We start from the raw sequence: 11870 nt of genomic DNA, 5'->3' as shown, positions 1-11870 counted from the left end.
CAGTAAGCCTGATTGCTCGACCGCGAGGCGACTCGCTCCGCTTTGCAGGGAACAAAAATGCGCATTGTGAAAATCCCCGGCATCATCGGCAGGAGTGCGAGTCCCGGCGTGTCTGCTGCGGTCTGGTTCATTCTGTTTATCGCACTGTACGCCGTCTCCGCGGCGCATGAGAGCACACTGCCTGCGCGTTTTCTGTTAGACGAGGCGGAGATCCTCGGGCGGATGGAAAGCGCCACGTCGTTCAAGGCGTTTGGAGACTCATTCGATAATCTTGCCTGGGTCTTGAACTTTTTCGGCCTCCAGAGCTTCACCATTTCATTGACGGGATTTCTCGTGTCGAGTTTCGGCATGTTTTTCGCCATCTGGCGCTCCAAGGTTTCTTTGCTGAGCCCGTTCGAATTCGGCGTGGTGGCATTCTGGCTCATCAATCAGACGATGTACATTGGCGTTCCGTCGAAAGAGATCGTCATTTCGATTCTGGTGTTGCTGTTGCTGTTTTTCAGCTCGTCACGCGCGATATTTCCGCTGTTTGCAGTGCTGGCGGGGTTGATAACCGTGTACTTCAGGCAATATTGGGGGATCACGCTGATTGCTACCGTGTGCCTTTATCTCGCGCCAAGGGGCTTCAGACGGCCGATATCCCTGATTATTTTTGCATTGTTTGTGTTTATGGTCGTCGCATTCGCATTCGAGAAGGTCCTTGGCCAATCGCTGGATTTCGCGAGGCAGAGTGCCAATGAATGGCGCGACGCGAAGGACGTGGCTTCGATCATAGTACCGTTCATTCAAGGCAGCGGTATATTCACTAACGTGGCGAATGCCGCCATTACGCTGGTGACTTTCGTTTTGCCGCTGCGGCTGATTACATCGGGCTACCCGATGCAGATGCTTGGGGGCGTAGGCCTGTTCTTCACGTTTGGAATGGTGTTCGTGCGCTATCGGCCTGTCGCGTCGCTCTTTCCGTCGGTTGGCGGATTCGAGAGGCTTTGTCTTTGCTTTCTGGTCAGTTTTGTCATAACACAAGCCATTTTCGAACCGGACTACGGATCATTCCTGCGACATCTTTCACCTGTGTCGCCGCTGATCATGTTTCTCGCCCTGCGGCTCAGGGTCAGTCCGACTCGTGGAGGCACTGCGACGGTGCCTGATTCTGTGCCGCGCCGCCGATAAGTCGGCGCGCGGATCGAAAAAATCCAACGCTACCAACGGGGTCAATCATGCTGAAAGTGACGAAAGCGGTATTTCCTGTGGCCGGATTGGGCACACGTTTTCTGCCCGCGACCAAGGCCAGTCCCAAAGAGATGCTGCCGGTTGTCGACAAGCCGCTGATTCAGTATGCCGTTGAAGAGGCGATTGCAGCCGGCATCACGGAAATGATCTTCGTGACGGGCCGGAGCAAGCGAGCCATTGAAGATCATTTCGACAAGTCGTATGAGATCGAGGCGGAGCTCGAGGCGCGCGGCAAAGAGAAATTGCTCGAAGTCGTACGCGGCATCAAGCCAAGTCATGTCGACTGTTTTTACGTACGTCAGGCCGACGCGCTGGGTCTCGGACACGCGGTGCTGTGCGCGGAAAAACTGGTGGGCAATGAGCCCTTCGCCGTGATCCTCGCGGACGACCTGTTGCATGGCGAGCCGCCCGTGCTCACTCAAATGATTGACCTGTTCAATCACTACCACAGCTCAGTAATCGGTGTCGAGACGATTGAACCGGAGCTTAGCAGTTCATATGGCGTGGTCGGCGGCCGCGAATGGGCGGACGGTTTGCTAAAGGTAGCCAGAATTGTCGAGAAGCCTGCACCGAAAGACGCGCCGTCAAATCTAGGAGTCATAGGGCGCTATATCCTCACCCCCGCGATTTTCGGGCATATCCGCGAGCTTGCGCCGGGCGCGGGCGCCGAGTATCAGCTGACTGACGCGCTGCAACGCTTGCTCGCGCACGAGCAGGTGCTGGCGTACCGGTTCGCCGGCACACGGTTCGATTGCGGCAGCAAGATCGGCTATCTGAAGGCGACCGTCAAGTTCGCACTGCGGCATCCTGAAGTCGGCAAAGCGTTCGACGTGTATCTTCGCGAGCAACTCGATGGGGGGGCGCTGTTGCCTCGTGAGCTCAATGAGGTGTGAGGCAGCGAATTTCATAGGAGCCCTCTGCAACCGTATAGATGGCGTTAGCTTCCGGTCATTGTCGTGCTGTTGCGCTACAGCTTTGAAAGCGCCCATAAAATCGGATCACCGAGCCTAATGTTGAAAACTTTCGCCGATGAAGAAAACCCGTACTGCGGTCTCCAAGGCAGCGTAGTACTGCCTGTTGCCGCGCGTGCGCGACCAATTGGTGAGCCTCCAGCTTTTTCGATTTTCCACGAACCATGGTGGCTCGAAATTGCAACCGGCGGGCACTGGAGCATGGCCAAAGTTGAGCACGGCAAGCAGTTGCTGGGCCAGTTGCCTTACTGTTCCACCCGCAAGGGAGGATGGCGGATTTCGCGTCTTCCGCCGCTCACTCGCACACTCGGTCCAATCATCGCACCCATGGGCCTCGATGGCCGCCGCGAACAGCATCATCGCCAGGCCGTCACATCTGCACTCATCGAACAGCTGCCGAATTTCGATAGCTTCTATCAGCTGTTCGACCCGCGTATCGAAGATGCGCTCGCTTTTTCACTGCACGGTTTTACTGTATCCGTGCGCTATACGTTTCAGATTTCGCCAGAGCGCACGGCTAACGAGGTCTGGGCCCGGATGCACAGCAAAACCCGAAACGCCATCCGCAGCGCCGGAAAGAAGCTGGTCGTCGCGCCGGTCACCGCGCCATCTAAATTTGTGCAGTTCTATGAAGCGAATCTGCTCGAACGGTCCCGCAAGAACGCCTACGAAAGCAGCGTAATGCGTCAGCTCGCCAACGCTTTCGTCGAGCGAAGAGCTGGGCAGTTGCTGGGCGCTTACGGTCCCGGAGGGCGGCTCGTCGCCGCCATCGCTGTCGTTTGGGACCAGCATGCGATGTACTATCTGATGTCTTCGCGCGAAGCCGGATCGCACAGCGGCGCGATCAGCCTGCTGATCTGGACGGCGATTCAGCAGGCGCTCAAACGCAAACTTACATTCGATATGGACGGCTTCTATAGCCGTGGCACCTGCAAGTTTCTGGAAGGTTTCGGCGGTACGCTGAAGCAGCGTCTCTGCGTCGAGCGAGCAAGTACGATGTTCTCCCTCGCGCGCATCCTTAGGCAGCGGATCGCGCCAGATTCGGGTACGGGGTATTCTTCCCCCAACCTTTAACTGAGACTACTCAGGTCTCTGATTACGCAATCGCTCGCTGAAGCTTCAAGGTTTTCTTCGGTGAACCGGAAGATTTGCTTGAGTTAGAACAATGCGTGCGGTTGCCCACGGAACCAGTAAAACGGAAACGCCAGTCTTGACCACTGCCAGCCGCATCTTTCGAGCTTCCGGCGCCCGCTGGGATCATCGGTGACTGGGGGGCAGAAATCATGCGTGGCCTCGCTGCCCAAACCCCCGATTATCGGGGCATAAAGATAGTGAAGAGATGACATAAATCCATGAAAGAAACTATGAAAAACGCACTGTTTCTGATGCAGGACATCCGGGGTGGGGGCGCAGAACTCGTGACGCTCAACGTGGTGAGCGGGATCATTGCTGTTGGGGGTGAGGCACGTATCCACGCCTTCAGCGAGAAGCGTGCCGACCACGCGTTGCCGAAGAACCTTGCGCGCGTGGGAAAGTCGGTCTTCGCCGCCCACGGCGGCCGGGCGGTCTCGCTCTGGCGCGCCTTGTGTGACGCGGGCGTAATTGTTGGGTCACTTGAGATCAAGACGCATCTGGCAGCAGTGCTGTTCGGCGCGATCTTTCGCAAGCCCGTCGTGCTGTGGCTGCACAAAGATCTGAGGGTGTTCCTCGCGAACAAGGGCACACCCCAGCGCGTCATCTACAAGGCGCTTTTCGGGCTGAACCTGCGCTTCTCGCAGCAGACAATCGCCGTTAGCGAGGGCGTAGCACAGGGCCTGCGCACGATGTTCCCGCGCCACGCCTCGCGTATCGTCTGTATTCATAACCCTATCGACTTCGCGCACATCGACAGTCACATGGCGGATGCGCTAGTCGCGGCGCCGTGGATGAAAAAGCCCTTCGTACTGTCTGTGGGACGCCTCACTAGTCAAAAAGGCTTTGACCTGCTGATCCAGGCGTTCGCGCTTGTTTCGGAACGCGTTTCGGATGTTGATCTCGTCATCCTGGGTCAAGGTGAGGAGCGCGATGCGCTCGAGCGGCTAGCGAGCGAACTCGGCATCGCGGATCGTGTGCACCTACCCGGCTTTATCAGCCCGCATCATGCAATGGCGCGTGCTTCACTCTTCGCTACATCCTCGCGCTTCGAGGGTTTGCCGCTGGTGCTGATCGAGGCCCTCTACCAGGGCGCGCGCATCGTTTCGACCGATTGCCCGTCTGGGCCACGGGAAGTGCTCGATGGCGGTCGTCACGGCGCACTCATCGCCAACGGCGCCGTCACCGATCTGGCCGATGCGATGGTGCGAGAGCTGACGACGGCCGATGCGGACGGCGCGAAAGCATCGCGCCGCGCACGCGCGAAAGACTTCTCGTTTGATTGCATCCTGTCTGAATGGGAGCGTCTGCTGGGCAGCGTGTGAAGTCGCCCGGTTCTGATAATCATGTCGCCGGCTTCACGGCGTTGCGGTGACGCGAGCGGCGCAGAGGCCGTGGGCAAGTCTCACCGTCGGGCGTAAGTTCGGCGCGGAGGTAATGAACGAAAGCGTGTTACGCGTGCCGCAACAGGGCAGCCTGCAAGCGAAGGCGGGCATGCTGACAGACGAGTAGATTCTGGCGTTTGCCAGCAGCCAGATCGAAATCAGCCGCGACTCGTCGGAGTTTCGAACGGGCGTGTGGCGGCGCACTAAATGCTCATTCATTCTGCTGGATATTCTGATCCGCTAGGGCTGGTGCGACCTATAGGCATGCCTCACACGTGACCGTTTTATTGCTTGTCTTTTGTTGGTCAAAGTCACCTGCGCCAGTTCATTCGGTCCGGAAGTTTATAGAACTGCAGCAGAACGAAAAAATACAGAACGACAGCGGACAATAATAAACGGGATGCTTTCCGTCGGGTGAGAAGGCGAAAGCGGTGGGAAGCCTTTTACTCGCCAGTCTTCCAGTAGCAATTTTTTGGGAAGTAAATAAGGCGAAAGAGGTGAACGTCCCCGGTGCTACGGATGCGATTGTTCAAGGCGAGAGGCCCGACATGGCCGCGGCCTACGCCCTCTTCAGCAAGGTCATCAATTCAGCCATCAAATTGACGTATCGCAATTCGCGTGAGCCATCGAGGCGGCGTGGTCGCCGTCGAAGACATGGCGTATCGCGAACGGGGCATTGTTGCGTGGGGGTGTCGTCGCGTTAGCCGACGACGGCGTTCAAGCGGTCTTTGGACGCGATCGGCAGATTGCGGTGAACGCATGTGTCAGGTCGCGCGCCGCGTATGCTTTGCCAGATCACCACGCCTTCGCTCTCCAGCGGTCCAAAGCCGATCTCATGCTCATCATAGGGGAGCGTCGCCGCATACCAGCGCCGCAAAGCCGCAGCGCCGTCGAAGATATCGCCTGACACGGGGTGGTAGTACACGGCGAAGAGGTGCGTGATGGTGCGGTCCGATAGCGCCTTCTCCAGTTTGCGAATCAGAGCCGAGATCAGCTCGGGGCCAAACGGATTGAAGAGAAAAATCACGACCTTGCCGTTTGGCAAGACCAGATCGGCGACATCGGCAGTCGTGGCCCGAATGGGCGGCCGGTCCGGGAAGCGTTGCCCGATTGCTGCGGCGTTTGCGTTCGCGGTGGCGACGAGATCGGTGTTGATGTCGTAACCTAGAACTGCGTCGAAGGGATACTCGGACGCTACGATCATCGGTCGGCCCTTGCCGCAACCGATGTCGACGAAGGTATAGCCGTCGATTGGGCCGAGCGCATCAAGGGCGCGCCGGATGATGGACGGTTGCGAGCCCATGTACCCATTCAGTTGATCGACATGTTGCGAATTCGCTTGCAGCTCGAATGGAAACACCAGGCCACTGGTATCGATGCCGTATTGCGCGTCGAAGGGATGACGACGCAGGCAGCCTGAATAGTCCCGGCAGACGGTATAGACGGCCCGGACTAAAGGCAACCTGATGCAGATGCGACGCACCTGGGGTGCCCACATGGCTCTCTGGATAGGTTCGGGCAATTGGGCCACCGCTTTGAGCAGCGGGCGCCCGATTGTTTGGCGGAGCGTCATTCTGGCGTTGCGTTTTATCATCGTTGGTATGCGAAGAGTCCCCGTGAGCAAACCCTAAAAAGCCGACCGGATCGGATGATCTGCGCTGCGCGGCGCACCACATCAGTCATAGCATCGTTGAACCAAGACAGTAAACCAGATGCACGGTCCCGCATCCTTCATTCATGGCCCGGGTGTGACCTAGGCCGCATTGCGGGGGCGCATCCGGCGACAGTAGCCTTGGTGTCTTCAGGCAGCAGGCCGTCTTCCTTGATCTCACGCACCGCGCGGTGTGAAGCGGCGTAGCCATCCAGCGTGCTTGTCTTCGGCGGCTGGCCCGGATGTTTGACGGATCTCCTGAAAAAAGGCTTTGACCGCCTTCACGTCGCGCTTTACACGGAGCATGAAGTCAACTGTCTGGCCGGCCCGATCTACCGCCCTGTAGAGATAGACACACCTGGCGCGGATCTTCAGGTACGTCTCATCGACACGCCAGGACCGCCCAGTTGGCGTGCCGAAACGGTCCCAGCGTTTGACGAATTCCGGCGCATAACGTCGCACCCAGCGCAGGATCGTCGTGGGGGCCAGCGACAAACCCCGTCCTGCCAGCTTCGGCTATGACGCAGTCACCTACAACGTGCCGGTGGCGGGCTCGTTCCGCGTCGGCAAGCAGTACGACATCGGCGGACGCTATGTTCAGGGGCCGCTGAATCTGACGTTCGTGTACGAGCAGCGGCAAGGTTCGTCCATCGCGTCATCGGGTGACAGCGAGCGGCGCTACGTGGCCGGCGGTTCGTATGAGATCGGCAAGGCGACGCTGTATGGCGTTTACGAATTGCTGCTGAACGACGTCCAGTCGACGCTCGCCGCATCGCCGCCGCAGTCGATGGCGTTCGCGGGCGTGCGCTACAGGGTGACGCCGGCACTGGACCTGGCCGCCGCGACTTACTACCACGCGTATCGCCAGGTCGACGCGCACGCATTGAGCACCGGCGTCAACGCGGACTACTGGCTGTCGAAGCGCACGGCGCTGTACATGACATTACGTATGTGATCAACAGCTCGAAGGCCGCGCTGAGTGCGACGGGCTGGGCGACTTCGGTCGCGACGACGACCGTGAAGACCGGCGCGAATCAGCTGGCGATTGCGCTCGGCGTGCTGCATAAGTTCTGAACATGGTGGTTTGCGTTGCAAGCGGGAATGGCAGATAGCGACACCGTTGGGCCTTTTTTCCATTCGACGCACGACGATGCACGTTTCATCGTCGTGCGTTTTCGCTTTGGAAAGGTAGTCAGAAAAAGTGCATCGATCTCTGCGTGCATTTGCCGGCAAGACTCAATTCCTTGGGTTGCTATGAGTCAAAATGTCGGCAATTGCGGTTGGCTTCCGTTGAAAAGACGAGCAGTCGCGCTACATATGGCGGGCATTAGCATGATCGGCTCTTTTTTGATGCCTCTGAGAAATATCTGGTAACATAATTCGGTTCACGCTTTGGATGTTATCTTCTTGCAAGGCAGTCCGACATTGCAGCCGGGATGGGAAGTGTGCAGTTTGGGAAGATGCCCAGACCATAGTCGCGTCACTGGGCCGACGCCTCGAATAATTCGTTGTGGTCGTTAAGGGATTGGAGGGGAGATGCTAAGCTTCTTGACACATGCCGCGTGTCTATTGATCGGCGTGGCGATTGGTGTCTTTGTGTGTGCACTTTGCGTTGCGCGCGCGAGAGAATCGACAGACGAAAGTCTCAAACCATCAAGCAAGCCGGAGCACGGTAGCGCGGCAAAATGACTATAGCGGCTGGCTTTACTTGATCGGCATTAGATAAGAGCCCGACAGAAATCGCTGCCCTTGCGGAATTGTCGCCGTGTATGCCTGAATAGCGGCGGCCAGCTGCGGACGAATCAGGTTACGGTTGTAGTCGTAGATCGAGTAGGTGTCGCCTTCGCCGTTGCTCGGGGCGCCGTTACGCACGACATACCAGAAGGCCTTCGCCACCGAACCGTTGTTCATCAGAACCTTCAGCTGATTGAAAGCCGCAAGTTGTCCGGCGTCCGAAAGGTTCGTGCCATTGTTGGTTTCCGTGAGCCAGATCGGCTTGGAACCACTCGCAACGAGATTCGAAACGGTCGTCATGAACGATTGCATCAATATGTCGAAGTCCGCGCCGTTGAAATACGGGTGAACGTCGACGACATCGATTGTCGTGTTCAGCGGGCTCAAAGCGCTCTTCGTATTGTTGCCTATCGCCTTGATGTAGTCGGTTGCCTCAATCAACTCGTTACCTGCAGGCGGTTTCCAGCCGCGGTCCGGGTAAGCCGAGTTGTAGAAGTACGAGATGCCCTGGGTGTGCAGAACCGTCTTGTAGCCCGACTTGTTCCTGGAGTTCAGCACGGTCTTCGCTTTCGAATACAGCGTCTTGCTCCGAGTCAAAATATAGCCCGAGATTCCGTTCGGATCGCCGTACGACGGGTCGCTTGCGGAGAACGACCAGTTGGTCTCATTGAACAGCTCGATGTCGGCCGTGAATGGAAGGACGAGGTCCATCAGCGAGCCCAGATACTTTGTGAAAGCGGCATCGCAGAAGTCGAGTCGCGACGAGGAAGCCGTCGGCGGATTGCGGGTCGCGGGGCAATGATATGCGCTAGCCGGCGCGTACATGCCCACCTGGAAAAGAATCTTCATACCCCGCGTACGTGCAGCATTCAGAAGCGATTTCAGGAAGGCCACCCTTTTAGGATCCAGCGTGCTACCGTCAGCCAGCGTCATGAACTCCCACGAAGCGCCGAGGCGAACTGTACCTACACCCAATCGGGAAATCAGATCGAGGTCTTTCGAGCATTCGCTCAGTGCCGTCTGATCCGCACTCCATAGATCGCAGTTCACGTCCATTGCGAAACGGTCGCCGCCGCTTCCGGTCGGCGGCGGTTGGTGCGCTGCGAGCTGTCGAACCGTGGCGGTGGTCGTACTCGCAAGCGCGGACATTGGCTGCCCGCACAGAAGAGTCAAAACGGCGAATAAAGGGAAAAGTATTATCCGAGGGGTCAATTGCCACTCCAAAACTTTCTCGCCCGACACGTTCGCAGGCCCCAAAGCCATGCAGCGCAAAGCCGCAATATCCAATGCCGAATAACATTCGGCGAACTTCGCGATGAGCAGGTTCTACCGGCAATGTGCAAATTCTACCGTCGTGTGCGGTAGAGCGCATTTGCTAAAGGGGTCAATCCAGCATACTTCTGCTGTGGATGACCGGCGCGTACTCGCTAAACGTTGTTCCATCGGAATAGATTTGGGTACGACCAGTAAACAAATCGTCCTTTCATCGAAGCTCCACTTTTAGCCTTTCTTGAATGCGCAAATTTTATTTAAGGCGAAAAGCGTCTTTCCTGTTTAGCCAAAAGAGAAATCGGGAAGTACATATGCAAGTTTAACGTTTGCCAGAAGCAAACGTCTGACATGATTAATTTGCCGTGATTTTTGCTGTGACAGTTCGGCTATAAGACGAATCAAGACCTTCAAGGGGATAATATGTTCGATTCCGACGCCGCCGCGGATCCGGAACTGGAAGGCGCGTGCATCAACGTCATGTCAAAACAGCTCGCCTCGGATGACTCAAATTCGATAAGCGCGAATCCCCGGGGCAACTGGTGGGGTGACGCCGTAAAGAGAACCATGGACGTCTGCGGGGCATCTGTTCTGCTCATGCTGCTCTTTCCGGTTCTGCTGACCATTGCGCTGATCGTCATGCGCGACCGCGGAAGCGCCGTCTATGGTCACCCACGAATTGGCCAGGGAGGACGTACTTTCAGGTGCCTGAAATTCCGCTCGATGGTGAAGAACTCGGATGAAGTTCTTGCCAAACTGCTCGCAACGGACCCGCAGGCCCGTGCTGAATGGGACCGCGATTTCAAGCTGAAAAATGATATTCGAATCACTTCGGTCGGTCGCATTCTGCGAAAGACGAGTCTGGACGAATTGCCACAGCTCTGGAATGTGCTGCGCGGCGATATGAGCCTGGTTGGCCCCCGCCCTGTCGTGCAAAAGGAACTGGTTCGATATGGCCACGATGTCCGTTACTACCTCGCGCTGAAGCCTGGAATGACGGGCTTGTGGCAGGTTAGCGGCCGGAACGATGTCGACTATCCGACGCGAGTTTCGCTCGACGTCAAATACGCAATGAACCGCTCGCTGGCATTCGACATTTCGATTCTTTTGAGAACCGTCAAAGTCGTATTCGCGAAAGACGGCGCCTACTAAGGCCGGTTGAGGTTCGCTTACCGTGTCGGAGATTGTATGTCGGCCCGATCGCCTTGACGAAACGGCGACGTTTCCCGTTGGTGCTCATCAATACACGAGGAAAATGCTATGAGAGTGGTTCACGTGGTCGAATCGACTGCAACGGGAACGCTTGCGGTTGTAAGTACGCTTGCCACTCGGCTCGCCAAGGAAGGTCACGAGGTTTATGTCATCTATTCCGAGCGCGAAGAAACGCCGAAGAATCTACGCGCGATGTTCCACCCGGACGTCGTGCTGCAGCATCTACAGATGAAGGGACCGTCATTGCCACGCGTGCTGTCCGACCTGCGTCGGCAGATCATTGAATTGAAGCCGGATATCGTCCATATGCACTCGTCTTTCGCGGGTTTCCTCGGACGAATTTCGACTCTGTTTGCGCTACCGGAGACGGCATTTTTATATAGCCCTCATTGCATTTCTTTTATGCGGAGGGACATTGGCAGGATGAAACGATACTGTTTCGTCGCACTGGAATTTCTCGCCAGTATAAAAAACTGCACCTATGTAGGCTGCTCGGAAAGCGAATGTGCCACGATTCGTCGCCACTTGCGGCGGGAGGCAGTGCTGGTCGAGAACGCGATTGACCGGGCCGTCGCTGTTCAGCGCGACAATCGTCGGTCACGCGAGGACAAAGCCAACACGACGAGCACGCGAAAAATTGTGACGGTGGGCGGCATTCGTGTGCAAAAGAATCCCCGGCTATTCGCGGAGATTGCCCGTTTGTTTGAGCGCGGAGGTGCCGAGTTCGTGTGGATCGGCGACGGCGACGCAGGTCTGAAGAGGACGCTCGAAGACGCCGGAGTGCGCGTGACCGGTTGGCTTCCACGTGCGAACGTTCTCGATGCGGTCGCGCAAGCGGATATCTATCTGTCGACTGCTACGTGGGAGGGGATGCCGATCTCCCTGATCGAAGCAATGACGCTCGGCACGCCCGTTGTGGCTTCACAGTGTCCCGGCAATATCGACACCATTCGTCATGATTCGACCGGCGTCCTCTACCAGACGGCGGCGCAGGCGACCGCGCTGATCGCGAGAATGATGACGGACGATGACTTCCGTGAACGTCTATCGCGCCGCGCTCAGCAGGAAGCACACAGCAGATTCAGTGAAGATCGCTTCTTCAACAACATGGTGCTGCTTTATTCGGCCGAGCTAAACCGTATTCGCCAAGGCGGTCCGGTGGTGAGCGAATAGTTGCCGGAAGCTGCGTGGCCTAAGCGCGGCTCGCGCGGGCCGCGCACTTTCGAACCTATGCGCGACCGTCCTCCCCGATGAATGCCGAGAAGGGCTCGCGGTGCCGGTGTTCGA

General features: G+C 57.2%; 9 protein-coding genes and 2 pseudogenes. 8 read left to right on the top strand and 3 right to left on the bottom strand.

From position 1 onward, the window contains the following. Positions 1–12: 12 nt before the first annotated feature. The 4 genes from L0U84_RS29885 to L0U84_RS29870 all read left to right on the top strand — a co-directional run bounded on the left by L0U84_RS29885 (position 13) and on the right by L0U84_RS29870 (position 4657). A complete protein-coding gene (locus L0U84_RS29885; protein WP_233855671.1) occupies positions 13–1170 on the top strand; it encodes a hypothetical protein in 1158 nt (385 codons plus the stop codon). 47 nt (positions 1171–1217) lie between these two features. Beyond that, positions 1218–2123 carry a UTP--glucose-1-phosphate uridylyltransferase GalU gene (galU, locus tag L0U84_RS29880; RefSeq protein ID WP_233855670.1) on the top strand — a complete coding sequence of 302 codons (906 nt, stop codon included), beginning with the start codon at positions 1218–1220 and terminating at the stop codon, positions 2121–2123. A gap of 63 nt (positions 2124–2186) precedes the next feature. Continuing rightward, positions 2187–3275: a GNAT family N-acetyltransferase gene (locus L0U84_RS29875; RefSeq protein WP_233855669.1), complete on the top strand. Its 1089-nt coding sequence runs from the start codon at positions 2187–2189 to the stop codon at positions 3273–3275. 278 nt (positions 3276–3553) lie between these two features. Then, positions 3554–4657, top strand: coding sequence for a glycosyltransferase (locus L0U84_RS29870; protein ID WP_233855668.1), 1104 nt, complete (start codon positions 3554–3556; stop codon positions 4655–4657). A gap of 760 nt (positions 4658–5417) precedes the next feature. Here L0U84_RS29870 and L0U84_RS29865 read toward each other — a convergent pair. Next, entirely contained in the window at positions 5418–6311 is an 894-nt protein-coding gene (locus tag L0U84_RS29865; RefSeq protein WP_233855667.1) for a class I SAM-dependent methyltransferase, read from the bottom strand. 197 nt (positions 6312–6508) lie between these two features. Continuing rightward, positions 6509–6878, bottom strand: a pseudogene (locus L0U84_RS29860) (DDE-type integrase/transposase/recombinase); the annotation flags it as partial. On the opposite strand from L0U84_RS29860, the gene L0U84_RS29855 reads away from it, so the two are divergent. Both L0U84_RS29855 and L0U84_RS43870 read left to right on the top strand, forming a co-directional pair. Further along, positions 6847–7323: a porin gene (locus L0U84_RS29855; protein WP_326491211.1), complete on the top strand. Its 477-nt coding sequence runs from the start codon at positions 6847–6849 to the stop codon at positions 7321–7323. The pseudogene L0U84_RS29860 and the gene L0U84_RS29855 sit on opposite strands and share 32 nt — an antisense overlap. Further along, positions 7320–7442, top strand: coding sequence for a hypothetical protein (locus L0U84_RS43870; protein WP_267939970.1), 123 nt, complete (start codon positions 7320–7322; stop codon positions 7440–7442). The genes L0U84_RS29855 and L0U84_RS43870 overlap by 4 nt, the downstream gene beginning before the upstream one ends. Positions 7443–8072: 630 nt before the next feature. Here L0U84_RS43870 and L0U84_RS29850 read toward each other — a convergent pair. Continuing rightward, complete coding sequence (locus L0U84_RS29850; protein WP_233855666.1) at positions 8073–9389, bottom strand: glycosyl hydrolase; 1317 nt, start codon at positions 9387–9389, stop codon at positions 8073–8075. A gap of 537 nt (positions 9390–9926) precedes the next feature. Here L0U84_RS29850 and L0U84_RS29845 point away from each other — a divergent pair. Both L0U84_RS29845 and L0U84_RS29840 read left to right on the top strand, forming a co-directional pair. Beyond that, positions 9927–10523 (top strand): annotated as a pseudogene (locus L0U84_RS29845) (sugar transferase); the annotation flags it as partial. A 108-nt stretch (positions 10524–10631) separates the two neighbouring features. Further along, positions 10632–11756 carry a glycosyltransferase gene (locus L0U84_RS29840; protein WP_233855665.1) on the top strand — a complete coding sequence of 375 codons (1125 nt, stop codon included), beginning with the start codon at positions 10632–10634 and terminating at the stop codon, positions 11754–11756. Positions 11757–11870 lie beyond the last annotated feature (114 nt).

The sequence above is a fragment of the Paraburkholderia sp. HD33-4 genome (assembly GCF_021390635.1).
In the GTDB taxonomy this organism is placed as follows: Bacteria; Pseudomonadota; Gammaproteobacteria; order Burkholderiales; family Burkholderiaceae; genus Paraburkholderia.
The sequence above is the reverse complement of the archived record's forward strand: the minus strand, read 5'-3'. Positions and strand labels throughout refer to the sequence as shown.